The following is a 24,754-nucleotide window of genomic DNA, read 5'->3' on the forward strand; positions in this document are numbered from 1 at the left end:
GTCACCCCCCTTCTCTGATGCGCGGGTCGAGCAGCACGTACACGGAGTCCGCCAGGAGGTTGGCCAGCAGCACGGTGAGGGTGATGAGGAAGAACACGCCCTGCATCACCGGGTAGTCGCGCTGTTGGAGAGAGGTGTAGAGCAGATAGCCGATGCCCGGGTAGTTGAAGACGACCTCGGTGAGCAGGGCGCCGCCGACGACGTGGCCGAGTGCGAGGGTGAAGCCGGTGAAGTTCGGCAGGACCGCGTTGCGGGCGGCGTAGCGGAGCATCACCCGGCGGCCGGACAGGCCCTTGGCCTGGGCGAGCAGGACGTAGTCCTCACGGACCGTGGTGACGGTCATGTTGCGCATGCCCAGCAGCCAGCCGCCGAAGGCCGAGAAGACGATGGTCGCCGCCGGGAGCACTCCGTAGTGCAGCACGCTCAGGACGAACGACGGCGAGAAGCCGATCGTCAGGTCGGCGTCGTATCCGCCGGCCAGCGGGAACCAGTCCAGTTGGAAGGCGAAGAGCCACAGGCCGATCAGCGCCATCCAGAAGTAGGGCACCGCCGAGACGAAGGTGGTCAGCGGGCTGACGATCGTGTCGAACCGGCTGCCCGCCTTCCAGCCCGCCATCGCGCCGATGCCGGTGCCCAGGACGAACGCGATCACGGTGGTGACGCCGACCAGCAGCATCGTCCAGGGCAGGCCCTGCCGGAGCAGGCTGGTGACCGGGGTGGGGTAGTTGCTGATCGAGACGCCCAGATCGAGGTGCGCCAACTGGCTGAGATAGTCCAGGTATTGGCGGCCGATACCGGCGTTCGGATTGCCGAACACCTTCTGGATGGACTCCATGGCGCTCGGCGCCATCTGCTGACCGCTGACGGTCTGGAGCTTCTCGACGATCGCGGCCGACGGATCGCCGGGCATCATCCGGGGCAGGAAGAAGTTCAGGGTGATCGCCGACCAGGTGGCGGCCAGGTAGAAGCCCAGTCGGCGCAGCAGGAATCCCCAGCGGCGCGGAATCCGGAACCGGCCGGCCGCCGGTACGGCGGAGGCGGCGATCGCGGTCACGCGGTGGCCTGCTTCAAGTTGAGCAGGGTGAGGGTGGCGTCCGGACCGTTGCCGGGGAAGGGCACGTAGGAGAAGTGCTCGGGGGTGGGCCAGCCGCTCCAGCGCTTGGCGTTGATCAGGACGAACCAGTAGCTGTTGTAGATCGGGCTGTACGGCACCTGCTCGGCGACGATCCGTTGCAGCTTCTCGCCCGCGCTCTTGGTGACGGCCGGGTCGGCCGACGACAGCAGGTCGGTGATCGCGGCGTCGGTCGGCGCGTCCTTCCACCGGCCGAAGTTGGTGGCGGCCGTCTGCCCGAGCGGCCGCGACGCCCGGCTGCTCAGGGCGCTGTAGACACCGGCGACGCCCGCTCCGCCCGAGGTGCTGATGGTGAGGTCGAACTCGCCGGTCTGCTGCTGCTCGTAGAGGTTGGCGCCGGGCGCGCCGACCGACTTGACCTTGATCCCCAGGTGCTCCTGCCAACCGCGGACCATCATGTTCGCGTAGGGGTCCCACCCGAAGTCCTGGTTGAACGAGAGCTTCGGAGCGTAGGACTTGCCGTCCTTGACGAGCTTGCCGCCCTTGACCTCGTAACCGCTGAGGACGAGTTCCCTCTTGGCCGCCTCGGCGTCGACCTGCTGCACCTTGCCCCGGTACTCGGGCAGGATGACGTCCCCGTAGATCTGGTCCACCAGCCCCGTCGGGCCCGCCTCGGTGCCGGGGCGCTCAAGGGTGGTGACGATGTCCGTGCGGGGAATCGTCATCGCCAGCGCCCGCCGCACGTGGACGTTGTCGAAGGGCGCCTTCGCGGTGTTGTAGAAGAGGGAGTAGGCGCCGCCGGTCGCGTACTTCTGGTAGAGGTTGTGCCGGGGATCCTTGGCGGTGTACTCCTGCTCGCCGTTGCCCCAGGCCGCCAGCGCCCAGTCCACGTCGCCGCGCACCAACTGCGCGCGCAGGGCGTCTCCGTTGGTCGGAATGATCTTGATCTGCTTCACGGCGAACCGGCCGCCCCAGTAGTCGGTCCGCGCGCGCAGGGTGATCTGCTGGGGCGCGAACCGGTCCAGGGTGAAGGGGCCGGTGCCGACCGGGTCCGGGTTGGACCAGCTCTTGATGTTCTTGCCCTGCCAGATGTGCGCGGGCACCACCGGGACCTGGATGGAGGCGAGTTGGCTCAGCTCGCTGAAGGCGGCGTGCGGCCAGTGCACCGTGACGGTCGAGGAGTCCACCTTGGCGACGCGGTCGTACGTGGTGCCGCCGAGGTTGAAACTGGGGTCCTTCAGCGGGAGGTTCAGCGAGAAGAGCACGTCGTCGGCGGTCATGGGCTTGCCGTCGGAGAAGGTCACGTCCTCGCGCAGCTTCACGGTGAGCGTGGTGCCCGTCGGATCGAACTCCAGGCTCTTGGCCAGCCAGGGCTTGACCTTCGCGCCGTCGCTGTAGTCGACCCGCGCCAACGGCTCATAGATCATCTCGGCGTTGGGCGACTTCTGGATGGCGGGGCCGAAGACGTTGTAGTTGCGGATGAAGGTCGTCCCGCCGTCGGTCTTCCCGAAGACCAGCGCGCCCGAGCCCTTGCCCGCACCGCCCGTGGCGGCCGTACCGCTCTTGCAAGCGCTCGCCCCCAGCGGTATGGCGAGGGCCGCCCCGGCGGCGCGAGCGATAAAGGCTCTTCTGGTGGGCATGGCTGACTCCTGCTCCTCGTGAGTGGCGATACAGCGCACAAAAGGGGGTGCACATACGTATGAGCACGAGTGGCTGAGCTGTCATGGCCTCTGCTTCTACGTATGATCCGGAAACGTACGCACGTTGCCGGGAGGGGTCAAGACGGTGACGGGAAGATTTTCCAGCCACCTCAACGGCGCCTGGGACACGGCGGAACGGCTCCCCGGGACGTCACCCGGGGCTCTCCCGGCCACCGTCCCGTACGGCCGGCGGGCGCGCCGGGGATGACCGCCGACGGGCGTTGACACCCCTGGGTGATCGCTCTAAGTTGGCGCACCGGCCGACGCACTTCACCGGCGCCTGACGTCATGGCCAGGCAGCGCCGACCGCGCTTTCACTCGCGTTCGGCGCCCGGGCACGACGTGCGCCGCGCGTTTTCACGACGCTTTCCCCGGCGCCTTTCGCATTCCCTTCCAGGTGCCTCGTCCGCTCGCCGCCGAACGCATTCGCCGCTCAATGGTGAGGGACGGGGCACCCGGTACGCCCCTGACCCGAGCGGGGCCGGACCGGTGCCTCCACCGGCCCCGTTCGCCCACCGAGCCCGCGCGCACCGTCACGCGTCCTCGCTCTCGTCCCCGTTCTCGTCGTTTCTCTCGTCCTCACTCGTCCTCGCATTCCCCACCCCTTTTCGTATTCCAGGATTCAGGAGCCCGCGCATGTCGCGACCCGACCGGCAGCATTCCGTCTGGGGCCGTGTTCCGCGCCCCGCATACGGCGCCGACTACAACCCCGAGCAGTGGGACGCGGCGACGTGGAAGGACGACGTCCGCCTGATGCGCGAGGCGGGGGTCAATCTGGTCTCGCTCGGCGTCTTCGCCTGGTCCTGGATCGAGCCCCGGCGGGACGCCTTCGACTTCTCCGGCCTCGACGAGGCCGTCGAGCTGCTGCACGCGTCGGGCATCGCCGTCGACCTGGCCACGCCGACGGCCGCTCCGCCCCTGTGGTTCTCGCACGCCCACCCGGAGTCGCTGCCCGTGACCGCCGACGGACGGCGGCTGGCGCCCGGCTCGCGGCAGGCGTACTGCCCGTCGTCACCGCTCTACCGGGAGCGCGCCGCGATCGTCACCCGCCGCCTCGCCGAGCGCTACGGCGACCATCCCGCGGTGGTGATGTGGCACGTCAACAACGAGTACGCCAACGGCAACGCGCACTGCTGGTGCGAGACCTCCGCGACGGCGTTCCGCACCTGGCTGCGCACCACGTACGGCGACGACCTGGACGCCCTCAACGACCGCTGGGGCACCGGCGTCTGGGGCATGACCTACAGCGACTGGAGCCAGGTGACCCCGCCGCGTACCAGCACCAGCCGCCTCCCGCCCGCCCTGTGGCTGGACTTCTACCGGTTCAGCGACGCCGAACACCTGGCCTGCTTCCGGGCCGAGCGCGACATCGTGCGCGCCCACTCCCCCGGCCGTCCGGTCACCACAAACTTCATGGCGAGCGCGCTGCGTTGGAGCGACTACTGGCGCTGGGCGCGGGAGGTCGACATCGTCTCCAACGACCACTACCTCGGGTCCGAGGATCCGCACCGCGCCGCCGAGCTCGCGTTCGCCGCCGACCTCACCCGCGGGCTGGCCGGCGGGCGGCCCTGGCTGCTCATGGAGCACTCCACCTCCGGGGTGCAGTGGCAGCCCCGCAACATCGCCAAAGTCCCGGGCGAGATGGCCCGCAACACCCTGACGCACCTCGCCCGCGGCGCCGACGGAACGCTGTTCTTCCAGTGGCGGCAGTCCGCGTACGGCCCGGAGAAATGGCACTCGGCGATGCTCCCGCACGGCGGCGAGGACACCCGGGTCCGGCGGGAGGCCAGCGCCCTCGGCAACGCCGTGTCGCGTCTGGCCGATGTCGCCGAGAGCACCTGCCCGCAGGCCCCGGTCGCGCTGCTCCTGGACTACGAGGCGATGTGGGCCCTGGAGCTGCCCGACCGGCCGAGCTCGGACCTGACCTGCGGAGACGCGCTCCGCACCTGGCACCGCGCGCTGTGGACGGCCGGTCTGGGCTGCGACATCGTCCCCGCCCCCGGTGCGCACCGGCTTCTGCTCGTGCCCTCGCTGTACGCGCTGTCCGCTTCGACGGCGCGCGCCCTGGAGGCGTACGTCGAAGGCGGCGGCCACCTGGTCGTCGGTCCCTTCAGCGGCGTGGTGGACCCCGACGACCGTGTCCATCCCGGGCCGTACCCCGGAGCGCTCCGCGATCTGCTCGGCCTGACCGTGAACGAGTACCTGCCGCTCACGGCCGGAGCCACCGTCGCCCTGGACGACGGCTCGACCGGGAACGTATGGGCCGAGCGGGTCGTCCCGGACGCCGGGACCGAGGTGGAGTGCCGCTTCGCCGACGGACCCGCGGCCGGTGGCCCGGCGGTCCTGCGCCGCGGAAACGTCCGCTATCTCGCCACCCGCCCCGACGTTCCGTCCCTCCTGCGCCTGCTTCCCCGGTGGGCCGCGCAGGCCGGTTGCGCGCCCGCGCCCCGGGGGTCCGGCGACGGCGTGGAGGTCATCCGCAGAAGCGGGCCTTCCGGGGAGCGGTCCTGGCTCTTCGTCGTCAACCACACCGAGGCGGCCGCGCATGTGGCCGCCACGGGGACCGACCTCCTGTCCGGCGCCCGCGTGCCGGGAGTCGTCGCCGTTCCGGCCGGCGAGGTGGCGGTGGTGGAGGAAGGCGGTACGGGTCCTCGCTGACGTGTCCCCTTGCCACGAGGTGCCGCGAGGTGCGGCGAGTCGCCGCGAGGTGCCGCGGGTCAGGTCCGAGCGGTCCGCGGCGGTCGAGGCCCGGGCCTGCCGTGTCACCCTCTCGCGGCGGGCATGGGCTGAGGTCAGCGGACGGCGGGCGGCCCCACCTCACCGAGGTGCTCGTGCGCCAGGCGGACGGCCATGGCGCCCTCACCGACGGCGGAGGCGACCCGTTTGACCGAGCCGCTGCGGACGTCGCCGACGGCGAAGACGCCCGGCAGACCCGTCTCCAGGGCGAGAGGGGCGCGGGCGAGGGGATTCCAGAGGTCCGCTGTCAGGTGGACCACGTCCTGCCCGGTGGGAATGAAGCCGCGCCGGTCCAGGGTGACGGCGTCGGCGAGCCAGGACGTGGCGGGGCGCGCGCCGATGAACACGAACAGGGCGCGGACCGCCAGCGTCTGCTGCTCGCGGGTGCGGTTGTTTTCGACGACGAGGGATTCGACCCGGTCCTCGCCGGTCACCTCCCGGACTTCGGTATGCGGCCGGACATGGATCCGCGCGTGCCGCTCGATCCGGTCGATCAGGTAGCGGGACATGCTGTGTTCCAGGTCGTCGCCGCGGACCAGAAGGTGGACGGCGGGCGACTCGCGTGCCATGAACAGGGCCGCCTGACCGGCGGAGTTGCCGCCGCCGACGACGGCCACCGGATCGAGACGACAGGTCCGTGCCTCCCAGACGGTGGCGGCGTAGTGCACCCCGAGTCCTCTGAACCGCTCGACGCCGGGGGCGGTCAGCCGCCGGTAGCGCGCGCCGGTGGCCACCACGATGTTGGCGGCGGTGACCGTGCCGCCGTCGGCGAGCCGCACCACGCTGTTCCCGTCGCGCTGTTCGAGGCCGGTGGCCTCGGCGGGGACGTCGATCCGGGCGCCGAACCGGTTGGCCTGTACGACGGCGCGTTCGGCGAGCTCCATGCCGGAGATCCCGGCGGGGAAACCGAGGTAGTTCTCGATCCGGGAGGAGGTGCCGGCCTGGCCGCCGGTCGCCACGGCGTCCAGCACGACGGTGGAGAGTCCCTCGGAGGCGCCGTACACCGCGGCGGCCAGGCCACCGGGTCCCGCACCGACCACCACCAGGTCCCAGACGGCCTTCGCGGCGGTCCCGGCGCGCAGCCCGATGACCCGGGCGAGCGCGGCGTTGGAGGGATTGCGCAGCACCCGGTGGTCGTTCCAGACGACGATCGGGGTCTCCTGCGGAGCGATCCCCAGGCGCGTGAGCAGCGCCTCGGCCTCGGTGTCCTTCTCCAGATCGAACCAGCGGTGCGGGAGGCGGTTGCGGGCGGCGAACTCCAGCAGCCGCCGGGTGTCGGAGGAGAAGGCGGAGCCGATGATGCGGAAGCCCGTGCCCGCGCCGGCCAGCATCGTACGGCGCAGCAGGTAGGCGCGCAGGATCACGTCGCCGAGCGCGGGTTCGCGGCTGAGCAGATCGCGCAGGGCCGCCGAGCCCACCGCCAGGACCTCGCCCGGTGTTCTCACCACCGCGCTGAGGAAGGCGGTCTGGCCCTCCAGCACGCCGAGTTCGCCGAGGAAGCTGTGCGGACCGTGCACCTGGACGATGTGCTCCTGGTCGCCTTGGCCTTCGACCACGGCCACCGTGCCGCTGAGGACGACGAAGAACTGTTCAGTGCGTTCGCCCGCCCGGAAGAGGTGTTCCCCCTCCCTGACCTGCCGCACCTGTCCGGCGGGGTCCAGGAGCGCGATCTGGTCGTCCGTCAGCCGCGGGTAGGCGTCGTGAACGTCGGCGGTCGGGGTCAGGGGCGGCATCACGGCGGTTCGCTTCCTTCGTCAGGAACAGCGGTGGACGCGTACGGCAGAGGAGGGGAACAGCGGCGGACGCGGTGTCGGAGGCGCCGTGCGAGCCCGCCCGGCTCAGACCATCGACTCGTGGACGAAACACCACCGCCAGTCCTCGCCGGGCTGGAACGACCGCACGATCGGGTGCCCGTCGGCTGCCGCGTGGGCACGGGCGTGCCGCATCGGCGAGGAGTCGCAGCATCCGACGTGCCCGCAGGTCAGGCACAGCCGCAGGTGCACCCACGCAGTCCCCATGCGCAGACAGTCCTCGCAGCCCTGCGGTGTCCTGGGCGTCACGGGCCGGACCATGGACAGGTGCGGGTCGGGAAGAGTGGTCATCACGGCCTCCTGGTCGCGGGATCGGCCGGTCCGGGGGACGTCGACAGCGACTCGTTCACCCACTGGCGGAGCGCGTTCGCGGGCGCGGCGCCGGTCTGGCGGGCGACGGGCCTGCCGTGGTCGAGGATCAGCAGGGTGGGGACGGCCTGGACCTCGAACCGTCTGGCCAGGGCCGGTGACGTGTCGATGTCGACCTTCACGAGCTTGATCCGGCCGGCGAGGTCCTCGGCGACCTGTTCCAGGGCTGGGCTCACCATCCGGCAGGGGCCGCACCAGGTGGCCCACAGGTCGACCAGCACGGGCAGGCTCGCCTGCTCGGCGACCTCACCGAAGTCGGCGTCGCCCGCTTCGGCGATCCACGGCAGCGGCGCCCGGCAGTTTCCGCAGCGCGGACTGCCGCCCGCCGCGGCGGGCACGCGGTTGGTCCGGCCGCAGTTGGCGCAGACGACGGTCCGTACCCGGGCCTGCGCGCCAGTGGTGCCGTCACGGGCCGGGCGGTCGTCGCGGCCTTCCTGAGAGGTGCTCATCACGGCTCCTGCGGCTGGTCCTGGAGGGAGACGGTCAGTTCGCCGCCCGCGGCGTCGACCACGATGGTCACGCCTTCGCGTGCCTCGCCGCTGAGCAACGCGCGGCCGATCCTGGTCTCGACCTCGTGCGAGATGAAGCGGCGCAGCGGCCTGGCTCCGTAGACCGGGTCGTAGCCCTCGGCCGCGATCAGGTGGCGGGCCGGCTCGGTGAGGACGAGCGTGACGCGCTGTTCGGAGAGGCGGTCGCGCAGTTCGTCGAGGAGCAGGTCGACGATGCGCTCGATCTGCGCGATGCCGAGCGGGTGGAAGAGGACGATGTCGTCGACGCGGTTGAGGAACTCGGGGCGGAAATGACCGTTGAGTTCGGTCATCACCAGCGCCCGCGCCTCGGGCTTGATCTCGCCGGCCTGGGTGGCGTCCTGGAGCAGGTACTGCGACCCGAGGTTGGAGGTCATGATGATCACGGTGTTGCGGAAGTCGACGGTACGTCCCTGCGCGTCGGTGATCCGGCCGTCGTCCAGCACCTGGAGCAAGGTGTTGAAGACATCGGCGTGCGCCTTCTCGATCTCGTCGAACAGGACGACGGAGTACGGCTTGCGGCGCACCGCCTCGGTGAGCTGGCCGCCCTCCTCGTAGCCCACGTATCCGGGGGGCGCGCCGACCAGGCGGCTGACGGTGTGGCGTTCCTGGTACTCGCTCATGTCGAGGCGGATCATGTTGCTCTCGCTGTCGAACAGCGCCGCGGCCAGCGTCTTGGCCAGCTCGGTCTTCCCGACACCGGTCGGGCCGAGGAAGATGAACGAGCCGATCGGCCGCCGCGGGTCGCGTACCCCGGAGCGGGCCCGTATCACCGCGTCGGCGACGAGCTGGACGGCCTCGTCCTGGCCCACGACCCGCTCGCGCAGGATCTCGTCCAGCTTGAGCAGCTTCTGCCGTTCGCCCTCCTGAAGGCGGGTGACGGGGATACCGGTCCACGCCGAGACGATCTCGGCGATCTCCTCGGCGGTCACCACCTCGCGCAGCAGTCGGCTCTCGCCCTGCTTGTTGGCGAGCTGTTCCTCCTCGGCGGTCAGCCGGCGCTCCAGTTCGCTGACGGTTCCGTAGCGCAGCTGGGCGGCCCGGTTGAGGTCGTAGGCGCGTTCGGCCTGCTCGGCCTCCTGCCGGGCGCGTTCCAATTCCTGGCGCAGTTCCTGGACCTTGCGGATGGCCTGGCGCTCGGCCTCCCACTGGGCGTGCTTGGCGTCCACCTCACCTCGCAGGTCGGCCAGTTCGCGCCGCAGGTCCTCCAGGCGGGCGCGGCTGGCCGGGTCGGTCTCCTGGTCCAGCGCGGCCTCCTCGATCTCCAGTCGGGTCGCCCGCCGGGTGAGTTCGTCGAGTTCGGCGGGCATGGAGTCGATCTCGGTCCGCAGCCGGGCGCATGCCTCGTCGACCAGGTCGATGGCCTTGTCCGGGAGGAAGCGGTCGCTGATGTAGCGGTGGCTGAGGGTGGCCGCGGCGACCAGGGCGTTGTCCTGGATCTTGACGCCGTGGAAGATCTCCAGGCGCTCGCGGATGCCGCGCAGGATGGAGATGGCGTCCTCGACGGTCGGCTCGTCCACCTGGACGGTCTGGAAGCGGCGCTCCAGGGCGGCGTCGGACTCGATGTGCTTGCGGTACTCGTCCAGCGTGGTGGCCCCGATCATGTGCAGCTCGCCGCGGGCCAGCATCGGCTTGAGCATGTTGCCCGCGTCCATCGCGCCCTCGGCGGCGCCGGCCCCGACGACGGTGTGCAGCTCGTCCACGAACAGCAGGATCCGGCCCTCGGCGCCTTTGACCTCCGACAGAACGGCCTTGAGGCGCTCCTCGAACTCGCCGCGGTACTTCGCCCCGGCCACCAGCGACCCCATGTCGAGCGAGAACACCGTCTTGTCCCGCAGCCCTTCCGGCACGTCGCCGCGCACGATCCGCTGGGCCAGACCCTCGACGATGGCGGTCTTGCCGACGCCCGGTTCGCCGATCAGGACGGGGTTGTTCTTGCTCTTGCGGCTGAGGATCTGGATCACCCGGCGGATCTCGGCGTCCCGGCCGATCACCGGGTCGAGGCGGCCGGTGCGGGCCTCCACGACGAGGTCGCGCCCGTACTTCTCCAGGGCCTCGTAGGCGTCCTCAGGAGTGGCGGAGGTGACCCGTTGGTTCCCGCGCACCGTGGTGAGGGCGGTGAGGAAGGAGTCCTTGGTGACGCCCTGTTCACCGAGTCGCCGGCCGGCCGCGGTGGTCGCCCCCTCGTCCACCAGGGCCAGCACCATGTGCTCGGTGGAGACGTACTCGTCCTTGAGCCGCTTGGCCTCCTGCTCGGCGCTGTCGAGCAGCCGGGCCAGCCGCTGGGTCACCATCACCTGGCCGGGGGCGGCGCCCGGACCCGTCGTGCGGGGGCGTTTGACGAGATCGGCCTCGACCGCGGCCCGCAGGGCGGCCGGGTCGGCACCGGCGTCGGCCAGCAGACGGGTGGTCAGGCCGTCGCGCTGATCGAGCAGGGCCAGCAGCAGGTGCTCCCCGTCGACCTCGGTGTGGCCCATACGGACCGCGGCGCTCTGTGCTTCCTGGAGCGCTTCCTGGGATTTCTGGGTGAGGCGATTCATGTCCATGGTGTGGGCTCCTTGGCGGCTCGTTCGCTGCGCCGCAGTGCGGTTTCCAGGCGTTCGATGCGGTCGAGCATGTCCAGGACGACGCCGATGGCCGCGTAGTTGAGACACAGTCCGTCCCGCAGCCGCTGCACTCGGGCGAGGGCCGACGGCGCGCTCGCCCGGAACCACAGCCGGCCCCGGGCGTCACGCTCGGCGTCGACAAGACCGAGAGCCACGAAACGCCTGACGAGTTCGGGCGGCAGTCCACTGCGGCCGGCCACCGCGGCCATGGAGAGCTGATAGGGGCTGGTACTGGTCCGGTAGACGCGCACCAGCGGATAGGCGGCCCTGGAACCGGGCTGTCCGGCGCCTTCGGCGGGAGAACGGTGTTCGGCTCTCATGTCTGCTTCCTCGGGTCGAAGGAGGAGACCGCGGCCAGTTCCTCGAACAACTCACGTTCACGCGGGCTGGGCGAGGGCGGCACCATCACCTGGATTTCGGCGTAGAGGTGGCCCGGGGAACCTTTGGGGCGTGGCATCCCCTCGCCGCGCAGCCGCAGCCGGCGGCCGGTGGAGGTACCGGGCGGCACATGCGCCTTGACCGTCCCGCCCGGACCGGAGACCGGCACCGTCGCCCCCAGCGCGGCCTCCCAGGCGGTGACCGGCAGATCGACGTGGACGTCGTGCCCGACGAGCCGGTAGCGGGGATGGCGGGCGATACGGACCACCAGATAGAGGTCCCCGGCGGAACCCGGGCCGCGGCCCCGGCCGCCCTCCCCCGCGAGCCGGATGCGCTGCCCGTCGACGACGCCCGCCGGGATGGTGACGTCGTAACTGCGCTCCCCGCCGGGCCCGCCGAGGGTGATCTTCCGTCGGCCGCCGCGGTATGCCTCCTCCACGCTGAGGGTGAGTTCGGCCTCCTGGTCCGCGCCGGGGATCGGGCTGCCCCGCCCGGCGCCGCGCGCCCGGCCGCCGAAGACGCCTCCGAAGAGATCCTCGAAGTCCACGCCAGAGGCGTCGAAGTCGGACTCGGTCCAGGTCCGGGCGCCTGCCCGGCCGTCGCCTCGGGTGCCGGCGAAGGGACTGCCGCGGTACGCGCCGGCTCCGCCGCCGAAGCCCTGGCCGGCCGCGACGCGCTCGTCGTAGTCCTCCGGGATCTGCCGGAAGTCCGGGCCGAAACGGTCGTAGCGCGACCGGGTGCCGGGGTCGGAGAGCACGCTGTACGCCTCGTTGATCTGCTTGAAGCGCTCCTCGGCGGCCGGATCGCGGTTGACGTCCGGGTGGTAGCGGCGAGCCAGGGTACGGAACGCCTGCTGGATCTCGGCCGCGTCGGCGCCGCGCGGGACGCCGAGCACCTCGTAGTAGTCCTCTGCCATGGCGGCCTCACTCCTGCTTGCGGCTGACCGCTACCGCGGCCGGCCGCAGCTGGTGACCGGGGTCGCCGTAACCGGGCCGCAGCACCTGGACGACGGTGCCCGCAGGTGTGTCAGGTTCATCCACCACGGACACCACCTCGTGCTGCTCGGGGTGGAAGGGGACGCCGGTCTCCTCGTAGCGGGGGTAGCCGAGGCTTCGCAGCACCTCGACGGCCTGGTCGCGTACCGCCCGGACTCCGCTGACGATCGCGCCGCGGTCGTCGGCGCCCGCGTGGGCGAGGGCCAGTTCCAGGTTGTCGACGACCGGGAGGAACGCCGCGGCCACCTTGGCCCGCTCGGCCTCCCGTTCCCGGGGAAGCTCACGGGCGTAGCGCTTGCGGAGATTGTCGAGGTCGGCGAGGGCTCGCCGCCACCGGTCCTCCAGCTCCTCCGCACCGGGGCCGCGGCGTGTGGATTCCGCCTCCCGCTCCCTGGCTTCCGGGGCCCGCGGGGGCGTCCGCGGTGCGGCACTCCGCTCGGGCGAGGTCGGCTCGGGCGGCGTCCGCTCGGACTCCGGCGGCGTCGGCTCGGACTCGGGCGGGGAGCGGTCCTCGGCGGGACGCGTCTGTTCCTGGTCCGACATGTCGCCGCCTCAGCTCTTGTCGAATTCGGCGTCGATGACGTCGTCGTCGCCCCTCGGGGAGTCGCCCCCGGGCCCCTGGCCGGGCTCGGCTCCGCCGCCCCCGGCTCCGCCCGGTTCAGCGGCGTGGGCGGCCAGCGCCGCGTGGATCTGCTGGAGTTCGGAGGTCAGGCTCCGGGACCGTTCCGCCGGAGCCTCCTCCTTGACGGCGGTACGCGCCTCGTCGGTGAGCAGTTGGGCGCGGGCGCGCTCGTGCTCCGGTGCGGCGTCGCCGAGGTCGTCCAGCCGGCGCTCCACCTGGTAGGCGGCGGCGTCGAGCTCGTTGCGGGCGTCGATGGCCTCGCGCAGGGCCTGGTCGCTGGTGCGGTTGTTCTCGGCCTCGTTGATCATCCGCTCGGCCTCGGACGGGTCGAGGTTGGAGCCCTCGCTGATGGTGATCGACTGCTCGGCGCCGGTGTCCCGGTCCTTGGCGCTGACCTTGAGGATGCCGTTGGCGTCGATGTCGAAGGTGACCTCGATCTGGGTCTCCCCACGCCGGGCCGGCCGCAGGTTCTCCAGCCGGAAGCGGCCCAGCACGCGGTTGTCGGCCGCCAGTTCGCGTTCGCCCTGAAGCACGACGATGTCCACGGCCGGCTGGTTGTCCTCGGCGGTGGAGAAGGTCTCGGACCGGCGGGCGGGGATGGTGGTGTTCCGGTCGATGATCTTGGTCATCACACCGCCGGCCGTCTCGACGCCCAGCGACAGGGGGGTGACGTCCAGGAGCAGGACGTCCTTGACCTCGCCCTTGAGCACGCCTGCCTGGACGGCGGCGCCCAGCGCCACCACCTCGTCCGGGTTGACGCTCATGTTCGGGTCCCTGCCGCCGGTCAGCCGTCGGACCAGGTTCTGCACGGCCGGTATGCGGGTCGAGCCGCCGACGAGGATGACCTCGTCGATGTCGTTGTCGGTGACCTTGGCGTCGCTCATCGCCGTCCTGACCGGTTCCAGGCAGCGCTCCACCAGGTCCGAGGTGATCTGCTCGAAGGTGGAGCGGCGGACGGTCTCGGTGAGGTGCTTCGGCCCGGAGGCGTCCGCCGTGATGAAGGGCAGGCTCACCTGGGTCTGGGTGACCGAACTCAGCTCCGTCTTCGCCTTCTCGGCCGCCTCGAACAGGCGCTGCAATGCCTGCGGGTCCTTACGCAGGTCGATGCCTTCGGACGCCTGGAAGCCGTCCGCCAAGTGGTCCACCAGTCGGCGGTCGAAGTCGTCGCCGCCCAGATGGGAGTCGCCCGCGGTGGCGCGGACCTCCACGACGCCGTCGCCGACGTCCAGCAGGCTCACGTCGAACGTGCCGCCGCCGAGGTCGAAGACCATGACCGTCTCGTGGCCCTGCTTGTCCAGCCCGTAGGCCAGCGCCGCGGCTGTCGGTTCGTTGATGATCCGCAGGACTTCGAGGCCGGCGATCTTCCCGGCGTCCTTGGTGGCCTGGCGCTGGGCGTCGTTGAAGTACGCCGGTACGGTGATGACCGCCTCCGTCACCTTCTCGCCGAGCGACTTCCCGGCGTCGTCGGCGAGCTTGCGCAGCACCTGCGCGCTGATCTCCTCCGGCGCGTACTGCTTGCCGCTCACCTCGAAGCGGGCCACCCCGCCGGGCCCCTCGACCACGTCGAAGGAGACCGCTTTGGCCTCGTCGGAGATCTCGTCGTAGCGACGTCCGATGAACCGCTTCGCGGAGGTGATGGTGCCTTTGGGGTTCAGGATCGACTGCCGCCGCGCGAGCTGTCCGACCAGCCGCTGGCCGTCATCGGAGAAGGCGACCACCGACGGGGTCGTCCTGGCCCCCTCCGCGTTCGGGACGACGGTGGGCTCACCGCCCTCCCAGACGGCGATGACCGAGTTGGTGGTACCGAGGTCGATGCCTACTGCCTTCGCCATAAGAATCTCCTCCGTCGCGAGGCGGAACCGGCCGGCGGGCCGCCGGGCGCACGGCGCCGGACCCGCACAGTCTGCGAGCCTTGCGCAGTACGCGGTGGACTTCCTCGCCCCGGGGTGACCAATCCGCGCCGCCTTTCCGGTCCCCGAGGACGGGGGGCGGCGACGGCTCGCAGGTGAGGGCCCGTGCCGAGCGGCGTACGTTGAGAGGGGGCTGATTCGAGCCGCGAATGGACCTGCGATGGACGCTCTTCCGTTTCCGACCGCCGACCCGCCTCACCCCGTGCCGCTGCCGGGGGCCGCGCGTCACGCGCTGCTACGGCTGGTGACGGTCATGCTCGACGGCGACGACGAGCGAGAGGTGCTGTGGGGTGCCATGGCGGCGATCGCCGCCGCCGGTCCCTTCGTCGCCGAAGCGGCGTACGCCGTGCACCATGGTGCGGCGCGGCGCTGCCCTCCACGCCCGGAGGCTGCCTCCGCCGACGCCCGACCGGGGAGCACCGTGGCGCGGGGGCCCGGTGCGGAGCCGAACGGCCGGGCCCCGGCCGAGGCAGCCGCGGAGATGGTGGCCGCCGATCGGCTCGACCGGCGGATCGACGCTCTCGACGGCCGCAGCCGGAATCTGTACCGGGCGGACGGACGGTGGGCGCGGGCCGTCGCGCTGCGATACGGGGACGACTGCCTCGGCTATCTCGTCGTCGGGGGCGCGACCGCACCCTCGACCGACGAAACCGCGCTGACGGATCTGCTCGCGCAGCAGACCGGGATCGCCCTGGCACGCCTCAGCGGGCGCCGGGGAGAGCCGGTCGGGGCCCGCTCACACCATTGGCCGGGGATCGCAGGGCCGCCGCCGGCAGAGAGCCTCTCGCCGGCTGCCGCCCCCGGCGCGAGCGTCTCCGCCCTGGCCGCACGGCTCGCCGCTGACCACGCGCTCTCCCGGGCCGCTGCCTCGGGCAGCGGTGAGTCGGGAGTCCTGGAGGCCCTGCGCGACCATACGGGATTCGCGGTCCTCACCGAGGACCGCTTCGGCAACCCGCGAGCCTGGGCGGGTCACGGCGGGGGCGAACCCCGCGGGCGGCCCGGGAGTGGGCCGCGCCCGGCCCCGGGACACCGGGACCGGGAGGCCCTGATCCGTGACGCGCGCCACCGTCCCGGCGCCGTCCGCGACGGTGACCGGCTGTTCGTCCCCATCGAAATGGCCGGGGAAGTGCTCGGCGTGGCCGCGTTGGTCGATCCTGACCGGCGGGCGACGGAAACGGACTGCTCAGCGCTCGAACAGGCCGCCTTGGTGCTGGCCCCCGCGCTCTCGCACGAGCGCAGGCTGGCCGAGCTGGAGCCCCTGCTGCGCCACGGCCTGGTCGACCGGCTGATTTCGGGCGAGACGACCGACGACGACTTCGCCCGGGCGGCGGTCCTCGGCCACGACCTGCACCGGCCGTACAGGGTCGCCGTACTGGAGTGGGCCGGGACGGTCGGCAGGGCCGCGCTCGGCGACGCGGCGGCGCGGGCGGCCCGGCGGCTGCGCCTGGACGTCCTCGTCGGCTCGCGCGGCTCGGCCACGGTCGTCCTGGAGCCCCGGGGAGACCGGGGTGCCCCGGAAGGCGCGCTGTACAGGGCCGTCTCGGAGGAGCTCGGCACCGGGGCCGGAGCCATCGGCATCGGCGGCCGCTGCGAGGTCGTCGCCGATCTGCCGCGCTCCTACGACGAGGCCGTCCGCGCCCTCGCCGTCCGCCGCGGTTCCCAGGACCCGTACGGCAGCACCGGCTTCGAGGAGCTGGGCCTGTGCCGCATGCTGGGCACCGGCGAAGGCGAACGGGAAGCCGACCGATTCGTCCGCGAATGGCTGGGACGCCTGCTGGACTACGACTCCCGCCACCGCACCGGGCTGGTGACGACACTCTCGCGCTATCTGGAGAGCGGCGGCAGCTACGACGCGACCTCCGAGGCACTCCACATCCACCGCAGCACAGTCCGCTACCGCCTCCAGCGCATCTGCGAGATCACCGGCCACGACCTCGGTGACGTCGAGACGCGCCTCAACCTGCACATCGCCACCCGCATACGCAATGTGCTCGCACCCTCGCCGTGAGACGCGGACACCGGCGCCGTGATCCGGCCCTGGTGAGCCGGACCGGCGCTGCGGCGCGGCCCCGCATCGCCTGAGCCTGCCTTCTGCCGTGGGGCGGCTGACACCAGGCGGCACGGACGTGGCCGGGCAGGAAGGACCGACCGCCCGCCGTCAGCGGCGTCCGCGGTGGTGGTAGCGGGCGGCGACCAGGCTCATCGCGCCCAAGGGGTCGGCGACGACCTGCGAGGCGGAGAAGTAGATGTTGCCGCGGACCTGCGGGTAGCGGGCGCAGAAGTCGAGGTGGCGGGTCAATTCGGCCGGGTCCTGCCAGGCGTCGGGCTGGCCCGCGACGCCGACCTTGTACAGGGCCTCGCCGATGTAGAGGCGCACGTTGGTGCCACGGACGACGTCGGACCACCAGGGGACGAGGGCGGCGTAGTCGGCCGCCGCGAAGCCGATGTTCCAGTAGACCTGCGGAACGATGTAGTCGATCCACTGCTCCCTGACCCACTTGCGGGTGTCCGCGTGCAGGTCGTCGTAGGTCTGGACGCCCGCGGTGGTGGCCGAGCCCAGCGGGTCGGTGGCGGCGTTGCGCCAGACGCCGAAGGGGCTGATGCCGAACTGGGTGCTCGGCCGGATCCGCTTGATCCTGGCGGCGGTCTCGCGCACCAGGCGGTCGGTGTTGTCCCGCCGCCAGGCGTCGCGGTCGGGGAATCCGGCGCCGTACCGCGCGTAGGCGGCGTCGTCGTCGAAGACCTGGCCGGCGACCGGGTACGGGTAGAAGTAGTCGTCCCAGTGGACGGCGTCGATGGGGTAGCGGCGGACGGCGTCCAGCATCGCGTCCTGCACGAAACGTCGGACCTCGGGCAGTCCGGGGTTGTAGTAGAGCTTGCCGCCGAAGGGCACGATCCACTCGGGGTGGAGGCGGGCCGGGTGGGTGGGGGCGAGCTTGGTGACGTCGGTGTCCATCGAGACGCGGTACGGGTTGAACCAGGCGTGCAGTTCCAGGCCGCGGCGGTGCGCCTCGCGCACCGCGGTGCCCAGCGGGTCCCAGCCGGGGTCCTGCCCCTGAGTGCCCGTCAGGTACCGCGACCAGGGTTCATACGCCGACGGCCAGAAGGCGTCGGCGGTCGGCCGGACCTGGAACACCACCGCGTTGAGCCCCCGTTCGACCGCGGTGTCCAACAGGTCGAGCAATTCCTGACGTTGCTGGTCGGCGGGGAGTCCGGGGGCCGAGGGCCAGTCGGTGTTGGCGACCGAGGCGATCCACATGCCGCGCAGGTCGCGGCCGTGACCAGCGGGTCCGCCGTGACCCGCGGGACCCGGTGCGCCCTGGGGGGCGCGGGAGGGTTCGGCCGCCCGCGCCGCCGAGCCGGGGATGACGGCGGCCAGCGCGCCCGCCGCCGCGACAGTGAAGGTCCTGCGGGTGAGCCGGTCCATCCGTGCCTCCTGATCATCCGTCATGATCCGCCGATGATGGGTGACTTCCGGCGCCGGGGCAACCCGCCGTTCGGTCCACTCCCTCGCGCGGCCCCCGCCGGGACGGAGCGTTGACGACCCCTTCTCGGGCGTCGGCGCGGGCGCTAACATCATGGGAGCGCTCCCACACCTCCTATGTATAGCGCCACCGTCCATCCCCCCACCACCCGCACGCGCGGGCCCGGCGCGGCCCGCGTCCGTACGGAGAGGACGCCTTTCCATGCTCCGCAGACCACTCGCCGCGCTCGTCGCGGCCCTGTCCCTGATAGGCGGCGCCTCCGCGGTCGCCGCGGTCACCGCCACGGCCACCGCGGCCCCGGCCACCGCCGCACCGGCCGCCGTCGCGGACACGTACTCCTGGAAGAACGTCAGGATCGACGGCGGCGGCTTCGTGCCCGGCATCGTCTTCAACCAGTCGGAGAAGAACCTCGCCTACGCGCGGACCGACATCGGCGGCGCCTACCGCTGGAACGAGGCCACCAAGTCCTGGACGCCGCTGCTGGATTCGGTGGGCTGGACCGACTGGAACAGGAACGGCGTGGTCAGCCTCGCCACCGACGCGCTCGCGCCCGACAAGGTCTACGCGGCCGTCGGCATGTACACCAACTCCTGGGACCCCGACAACGGCGCCATCCTGCGCTCTTCCGACCGCGGCGCGACCTGGGCGGCGACCGCGCTGCCGTTCAAGCTCGGCGGCAACATGCCCGGCCGCGGCATGGGCGAGCGGCTGGCCATCGACCCCAACAAGGACAGCGTCCTGTACTTCGCCGCGCCCAGCGGCAACGGGCTGTGGCGCAGTACCGACTCCGGTGTCACCTGGGCGAAGGTCACCGCCTTCCCCAACGTCGGGAACTACGTGGCCGATCCGTCCGACAGCAGCGGCTACCAGAGCGACAACCAGGGCGATGTGTGGGTGACCTTCGACCCGCGCACCGGCACCAAGGGCTCCACCACGCAGACCGTCTACGTGGGTGTGGCCGACAAGGCCAACACCGTCTACCGCTCGACCGACGGCGGCGCCACCTGGTCCCGGCTGGCGGGCCAGCCCACCGGGTACATCGCGCACAAGGGCGTGCTGGACGCGGTGAACGGCTACCTCTACCTCGCCACCAGCGACACCGGCGGCCCGTACGACGGCGCCAAGGGCCAGGTGTGGCGGTACGCGACCGCGACCGGCGCGTGGACCAACATCAGCCCGATGTCGGACGCGGACACGTACTTCGGCTACAGCGGTATGACCGTCGACCGGCAGCACCCCGGCACGATCATGGTCACCGGCTACAGCTCGTGGTGGGCCGACACCCAGATCTTCCGCAGCACCGACAGCGGCGCGACCTGGACGCGGGCCTGGGACTTCACCAGTTACCCCAACCGCGCCGACCGCTACACCATGGACGTCTCCTCGTCGCCGTGGCTGAGCTGGGGCGCCAACCCGTCGCCGCCGGAGGAGACCCCCAAGCTCGGCTGGATGACCGAGTCGCTGGAGATCGACCCGTTCAACTCCAACCGCATGTGGTACGGCACCGGGGCCACCGTCTACGGCACCGACAACCTCACCAACTGGGACACCGGGGCGAAGTTCACCGTCAAGCCCAACGCCAAGGGCCTGGAGGAGACGTCGGTCCAGGACCTGATCAGCCCGCCGACCGGCGCGCCGCTGATCAGCGCGCTCGGTGACATCGGCGGCTTCCGGCACACCGACCTCACCGCCGTGCCCCCGATGATGTTCACCCAGCCCAACTTCACCACCACCACGAGCCTGGACTTCGCGGCCACCAACGCGAACACCATGGTCAGGGTCGGCAACGCGGACAGCGGCGCGCATGTCGCCTTCTCCACCGACAACGGCGCCAACTGGTTCGCGGGCACCGACCCGTCCGGGGTCAGCGGCGGCGGTACGGTCGCCGCGGCGGCCGACGGCAGCCGCTTCCTGTGGGCCCCGTCCGGTACCGGAGTCAAGTACTCGGTCGGCTTCGGCGGTTCCTGGTCCGACTCCACCGGCATCCCGACCGGCGCGGCCATCGGCTCCGACCGGGTCAACCCGAAGAAGTTCTACGGCGTCTACGGCGGCAAGTTCTACGTGAGCACCGACGGCGGAGCGACCTTCGCCGCGACGGCGGCCACCGGGCTGCCCGCGGAGGCGGGCAAGCTCAAGGCGCTGCCCGGCGCCGAGGGCGACGTGTGGGTGGCGGGCGGCAGCACGGGCGGCGCGTACGGCCTGTGGCACTCCACCAACTCCGGCGCGAGCTTCACCAAGCTGGCCAACGTGCAGGAGGCCGACACCATCGGCTTCGGCAAGGCCGCCCCCGGCGCGGCCTACCAGGCGCTCTACACCAGCGCGAAGATCGGCGGCGTCCGCGGCATCTTCCGCTCCACCGACGCGGGCGCGAACTGGGTGCGGATCAACGACAACGCCCACCAGTACGGCGTGACCAACACGGCGATCACCGGCGACCCCCGGGTCTACGGCCGCGTCTACATCGCGACCAACGGCCGCGGCATCATCTATGGCGACACCTCGGACGGCTCCGGCGGTACGACTGCGCCGACCACTCCCCCGACCACCCCGCCCACGACTCCCCCGACCACACCCCCGACGACCCCGCCCACGACTCCCCCGACCACACCCCCGACGACCCCGCCCACCACGCCTCCCACCACCCCGCCGACCACACCGCCCGGCTCCGGCGCCTGCTCGGTGGCGTACGACGTCACCAATTCCTGGCCCGGCGGCTTCCAGACGTCGGTCACGGTCAAGAACAACGGCTCGGCGGCGATCTCCAACTGGAAGCTGACCTGGTCCTTCGCCGGCGGCCAGACCATCACCTCACTGTGGAGCGCGAACTACACGCAAAGCGGTGCGGCCGTGACGGTCACGGCGCCGAGCTACGCGGCGGTGCTGCCCGCGGGCGGCTCCGCGACCTTCGGCTTCACCGGTAGCGCACCGGGGACGAACACCTCCCCCGGCGCCTTCTCACTCAACGGTTCCGCCTGCTCCGTGGGCTGACCCCGGCTCCTTCGGCTACGCGCGGGACCGGCACCCGGCCGGTCCCGCGCGTACCGGACACAGGTAACGTCTGTCCGGTACACGGAAGCGGTGCACGGAAGCGGCAGGGGCTGACGAGTGAGTGACATCCAGCGCGTCGGAGTGGTCGGCGCGGGCCAGATGGGGGCGGGCATCGCGGAGGTGTGCGCGAAGGCCGGGCTCGACGTCCGGGTCGCGGAGACCACCGGTGAGGCCCTGGAGCTGGGCCGCACCCGGCTGACGAACTCGCTCGGCAAGGCCGCGGAGCGCGGCAAGATCACCGAGGCTGAGCGCGACGAGACGCTGGGCCGGCTGACCTTCACCACCGACCTGGGCGAGTTCGCCGACCGCGACCTGGTCATCGAGGCCGTGGTGGAGAACGAGCAGGTCAAGATCGACATCTTCCGGGTGCTCGACCAGGTGGTGAGCAGGCAGGACGCGATCCTGGCCTCCAACACCTCCTCGATCCCGCTGGTCAAGCTGGCCGTGGCGACCTCGCGGCCCGACCAGGTCATCGGCATCCACTTCTTCAACCCCGCCCCGGTGCAGCGCCTGGTCGAGCTGATCCCGGCGCTCACCACCGGCAGTGACACCCTCAAGCGGACCGAGGCGCTGGTCACCGACGTGCTCGGCAAGCACGCCATCCGCGCCCAGGACCGCTCCGGCTTCGTCGTCAACGCGCTCCTGGTGCCGTATCTGCTCTCCGCGATCCGGATGTTCGAGTCGGGCATCGCGACCCGCGAGGACATCGACAACGGCATGGAGCTGGGCTGCGCGCACCCGATGGGCCCGCTCAAGCTGTCGGACCTGATCGGCCTCGACACCGTCGCCGCCATCGCCGACTCGATGTACTCGGAGTACAAGGAGCCGCTGTACGCGGCGCCGCCGATCCTTCAGCGGATGGTCGACGCGGGCCGCCTCGGCCGCAAGACGGGCGCGGGTTTCTACCAGTACTGACCGCCCGGCCGTGCTGACCGTCCGCCAGCACTGACCGCCTGCCCGTACTGACCGCCCGCGCCTCAGCGGTCCCGGTCCCCGTCCGGCCGATCCCCGTCCCCGTCCGGCCAGTCGCGGTCCAGGGCCTGGACGACCCGTGACGGGGACGGCCGGCCGAGGAGCGCGGTGACGCGGAGCCCCGCGCGCATCGCCGCGTCCAGGTCGACCCCGGTCTCGATGCCGAGACCGGTGAGCATCCAGAGCAGGTCCTCCGTCGCGAGGTTGCCGGTGGCGGAGCCCGCGTACGGGCAGCCGCCGATGCCGCCGACCGAGGCGTCGAAGGTCGTGACCCCGGCGAGCAGTCCCGCGTGCACGTTGGCCAGGGCCTGGCCGTAGGTGTCATGGAAGTGCAGGGCGATCCGGTCGCGGGCCACACCCGCTTCGGCGACCGCTGCCAGGACCGCGCCCACATGGCCGGGTGTGCCGACGCCGATGGTGTCGCCGAGGCTCACCTCGTGGCACCCGGCGTCGGCCAGGGCCCGGGTGACCTCCGCGACCCGCTCCGGGCGGACCGGCCCCTCCCAGGGATCGCCGAAGACCATCGAGACATACCCGCGGACCCGGACGCCCGCGGCCAGTGCCCGCTCGGTCACCTTTCCCGCGACCTCGACCGCCTCCGAGCGGCCCATCGCCAGATTGCGGCGCGCGAAGGTCTCGGTCGCGCTGACGAAGACCGCGACGGCCGACGCCCCGGCGTCCAGGGCGCGGTCAAGACCGCGGTCGTTGGGCACCAGGACGGGGTGTCTGCTCAGGTCCGCGCCCGCCTCCCGCAGCGCGGCGAGCACGTCGGCGGCGTCCGCCAACTGCGGGATCCAGCGCGGGGAGACGAAGCTGGTCGCCTCGACCACGGGCAGCCCGGCGGCGGTCAGGTCGCGGATCAGCCGGACCTTGGCCGCGGTGGGCACCCGCGCCTTCTCGGCCTGGAGCCCGTCGCGGGCCCCGACCTCGTAGACCGTCACCCGGTCCGGCAGTCCTGGCGACCGGTGGGCGACGGGCAGTCCGAGCGCGGCCGGTGACCGGGTCACGGCCGGTCCCGCAGTTCGGCCAGGATCCGCTCGGCGGCGTCCGCGCGTACGGACCTGTCCGCGACCATCCGCGCGACGACCGAGTCGATCTCGGCGGCGGTGGCCCCCGCGGTCACGGCCACATTGCGCGCGTGCAGCGACATGTGGCCGCGCTGGATGCCCTCGGTGGCCAGCGCCCGCACCGCCGCGGCGTTCTGGGCCAGGCCGACGGCCACGATGATCTCGGCCAGCTCGCTCGCCGTCTCCACCCCGAGCAGAGTGACGTTGGCCCGCGCCACGGGGTGCACCTTGGTGGCACCGCCGACCAGTCCGACCGGCATGGGCAGCTCCAGCGTGCCGACCAGGTCGCCGTCGGCGTTCTTCTCGAAGCGCGACATCGCGGTGTAGCGGCCGTCAGGACCGACCGCGTGGGAGTGCGCGCCCGCCTCGACCGCGCGGGTGTCGTTGCCGGTCGCCAGGACGACGGCGGTGACGCCGTTCATGATGCCCTTGTTGTGGGTGGCGGCGCGGTAGGGGTCGGCGACGGCGAATTCGGCCGCGTCCAGCATGTTCTCCACGACGGCGGGGCCGCCGAGCAGGTCCGCGTCGAAGGTCGCCGAGACGCGGGTGAGGCGCAGGTCGGCCTTGTTGGTGAGGATGCGCAGGAGGGTCCGCCCGCGGGCGATCTCGGCCGCGCGGGGGGCGATGGCCTCGGCCATGGTGTTGACCGCATTCGCGCCCATGGCGTCGCGCACGTCGACCACGAGGTGCAGCACGACGTAGGTCTGCCGCCTGCTGGGCACCAGCCGCACGGAGATCTCGCGCGCCCCGCCGCCGAACCGGACCAGCGCGGGGTCCTGTTCGTTGGCGAGCGCGATCAGTTCCCCGGCCGCGGACAGCAGCCGTACCCGCGCGCCCGCCGGGTCGGCGACGTCGAGGATCTGCACCTGCGCCTGCATGAGCGGGACGCTGGGCGAGGTACGGAAACCCCCGTGGTCGCGGGTCATCCGGGCGAGGTTCGAGGCCGCCGCGACGACCGAGGGCTCCTCGGTCGCCATGGGGACGAGGACGTCGCGGCCGTTCACCACGAAGTTGGTCGCGATGCCGACCGGGAGGCCGAGGACGCCGACGACGTTCTCGACCATGTGGTCGGCCTGGTCGAGCGAGAGGCCCCGGTCCGGCGAGAGCGCGTCGAACAGGGCGAGGGGCACCTCCATGGCCTCGGCGGCGCGGGCACGGCGCTGGTCGACGGAGAGATTCCTGAAACCCGACAGACGGCTGGTCACGATGCCATGGCCTTCCTCCGGAAGCGGTCACGGGCGGGAGCGGTGGTGCCGAGGGACGCGCGGGGGCGCGTCCCTCGGGTGCTGGTCACGCTAATGACGGCGCGGAACCCCCCGCTATGGACCATCAGCACGTCGTACGGCACGCTGAGTGTGCGCAGCGCACAGCGGCCGACGGCAGAGGCCGGCGCGGCGCGCGGAGGGAGCGGTCGCGGTGGAGAGCGGAGCCGAGCGGGCGGACCGGAGTACGGCGG

The 24,754-nt window shown here is 71.8% G+C and carries 17 protein-coding genes; 4 read left to right on the forward strand and 13 right to left on the reverse strand.

Going from position 1 to position 24,754, the window contains the following annotated elements; all coding sequences use genetic code 11:
* Position 1 precedes the first annotated feature (1 nt).
* Both ABZX65_RS00635 and ABZX65_RS00640 read right to left on the reverse strand, forming a co-directional pair.
* Entirely contained in the window at positions 2-1,045 is a 1,044-nt protein-coding gene (locus ABZX65_RS00635) for an ABC transporter permease (protein ID WP_355333561.1), read from the reverse strand.
* A gap of 5 nt (positions 1,046-1,050) precedes the next feature.
* Positions 1,051-2,712, reverse strand: coding sequence for an ABC transporter substrate-binding protein (locus ABZX65_RS00640; RefSeq protein ID WP_355332774.1), 1,662 nt, complete (start codon positions 2,710-2,712; stop codon positions 1,051-1,053).
* Between the two features lie 696 nt (positions 2,713-3,408).
* Here ABZX65_RS00640 and ABZX65_RS00645 point away from each other — a divergent pair.
* Positions 3,409-5,430 (forward strand): beta-galactosidase, encoded by a 2,022-nt coding sequence (locus tag ABZX65_RS00645; RefSeq protein ID WP_355332776.1) that lies wholly within the window; start codon positions 3,409-3,411, stop codon positions 5,428-5,430.
* A 134-nt stretch (positions 5,431-5,564) separates the two neighbouring features.
* Here ABZX65_RS00645 and ABZX65_RS00650 read toward each other — a convergent pair whose 3' ends face one another.
* From ABZX65_RS00650 to dnaK, 8 genes are all read right to left on the reverse strand, one after another.
* Positions 5,565-7,241, reverse strand: coding sequence for an FAD-dependent oxidoreductase (locus tag ABZX65_RS00650; RefSeq protein WP_355333564.1), 1,677 nt, complete (start codon positions 7,239-7,241; stop codon positions 5,565-5,567).
* Between the two features lie 105 nt (positions 7,242-7,346).
* Positions 7,347-7,610 (reverse strand): UBP-type zinc finger domain-containing protein, encoded by a 264-nt coding sequence (locus tag ABZX65_RS00655; RefSeq protein WP_355332779.1) that lies wholly within the window; start codon positions 7,608-7,610, stop codon positions 7,347-7,349.
* Positions 7,610-8,137, reverse strand: coding sequence for a thioredoxin (gene trxA / locus ABZX65_RS00660; protein ID WP_355332781.1), 528 nt, complete (start codon positions 8,135-8,137; stop codon positions 7,610-7,612). Before trxA ends, ABZX65_RS00655 begins: the two co-directional genes overlap by 1 nt.
* Complete coding sequence (clpB, locus tag ABZX65_RS00665) at positions 8,137-10,761, reverse strand: ATP-dependent chaperone ClpB (RefSeq protein ID WP_355332784.1); 2,625 nt, start codon at positions 10,759-10,761, stop codon at positions 8,137-8,139. Before clpB ends, trxA begins: the two co-directional genes overlap by 1 nt.
* Positions 10,752-11,141 carry a chaperone modulator CbpM gene (locus ABZX65_RS00670; protein ID WP_355332787.1) on the reverse strand — a complete coding sequence of 130 codons (390 nt, stop codon included), beginning with the start codon at positions 11,139-11,141 and terminating at the stop codon, positions 10,752-10,754. Before ABZX65_RS00670 ends, clpB begins: the two co-directional genes overlap by 10 nt.
* The gene (locus tag ABZX65_RS00675; RefSeq protein ID WP_355332789.1) at positions 11,138-12,115 is read right to left on the reverse strand and encodes a J domain-containing protein; all 978 of its coding nucleotides are present in this window, start codon (positions 12,113-12,115) and stop codon (positions 11,138-11,140) included. The genes ABZX65_RS00670 and ABZX65_RS00675 overlap by 4 nt, the downstream gene beginning before the upstream one ends.
* 7 nt (positions 12,116-12,122) lie before the next feature.
* Positions 12,123-12,737 (reverse strand): nucleotide exchange factor GrpE, encoded by a 615-nt coding sequence (locus ABZX65_RS00680; protein ID WP_355332791.1) that lies wholly within the window; start codon positions 12,735-12,737, stop codon positions 12,123-12,125.
* A gap of 9 nt (positions 12,738-12,746) precedes the next feature.
* Positions 12,747-14,648 (reverse strand): molecular chaperone DnaK, encoded by a 1,902-nt coding sequence (gene dnaK, locus ABZX65_RS00685; protein WP_355332794.1) that lies wholly within the window; start codon positions 14,646-14,648, stop codon positions 12,747-12,749.
* A 238-nt stretch (positions 14,649-14,886) separates the two neighbouring features.
* Here dnaK and ABZX65_RS00690 point away from each other — a divergent pair, with 238 nt between their 5' ends.
* Positions 14,887-16,734, forward strand: a complete 1,848-nt coding sequence (locus ABZX65_RS00690; protein WP_355332795.1) for a helix-turn-helix domain-containing protein — start codon at positions 14,887-14,889, stop codon at positions 16,732-16,734.
* Positions 16,735-16,884: 150 nt separating this feature from the next.
* Here ABZX65_RS00690 and ABZX65_RS00695 read toward each other — a convergent pair whose 3' ends face one another.
* Positions 16,885-18,153 carry a family 10 glycosylhydrolase gene (locus tag ABZX65_RS00695; protein WP_355333566.1) on the reverse strand — a complete coding sequence of 423 codons (1,269 nt, stop codon included), beginning with the start codon at positions 18,151-18,153 and terminating at the stop codon, positions 16,885-16,887.
* Between the two features lie 259 nt (positions 18,154-18,412).
* On the opposite strand from ABZX65_RS00695, the gene ABZX65_RS00700 reads away from it, so the two are divergent.
* Complete coding sequence (locus ABZX65_RS00700; RefSeq protein WP_355332798.1) at positions 18,413-21,199, forward strand: cellulose binding domain-containing protein; 2,787 nt, start codon at positions 18,413-18,415, stop codon at positions 21,197-21,199.
* Positions 21,200-21,316: 117 nt separating this feature from the next.
* Entirely contained in the window at positions 21,317-22,174 is an 858-nt protein-coding gene (locus ABZX65_RS00705) for a 3-hydroxybutyryl-CoA dehydrogenase (RefSeq protein ID WP_355332800.1), read from the forward strand.
* 62 nt (positions 22,175-22,236) lie between these two features.
* Here ABZX65_RS00705 and ABZX65_RS00710 read toward each other — a convergent pair whose 3' ends face one another.
* Positions 22,237-23,238 carry a hydroxymethylglutaryl-CoA lyase gene (locus ABZX65_RS00710; protein ID WP_355332803.1) on the reverse strand — a complete coding sequence of 334 codons (1,002 nt, stop codon included), beginning with the start codon at positions 23,236-23,238 and terminating at the stop codon, positions 22,237-22,239.
* Positions 23,235-24,503, reverse strand: coding sequence for a hydroxymethylglutaryl-CoA reductase, degradative (locus tag ABZX65_RS00715; RefSeq protein WP_355332806.1), 1,269 nt, complete (start codon positions 24,501-24,503; stop codon positions 23,235-23,237). The genes ABZX65_RS00710 and ABZX65_RS00715 overlap by 4 nt, the downstream gene beginning before the upstream one ends.
* Positions 24,504-24,754: the final 251 nt, after the last annotated feature.

It is taken from the genome of Streptomyces sp. NPDC003300, from assembly GCF_040610915.1.
Lineage (GTDB): Bacteria > Actinomycetota > Actinomycetes > Streptomycetales > Streptomycetaceae > Actinacidiphila.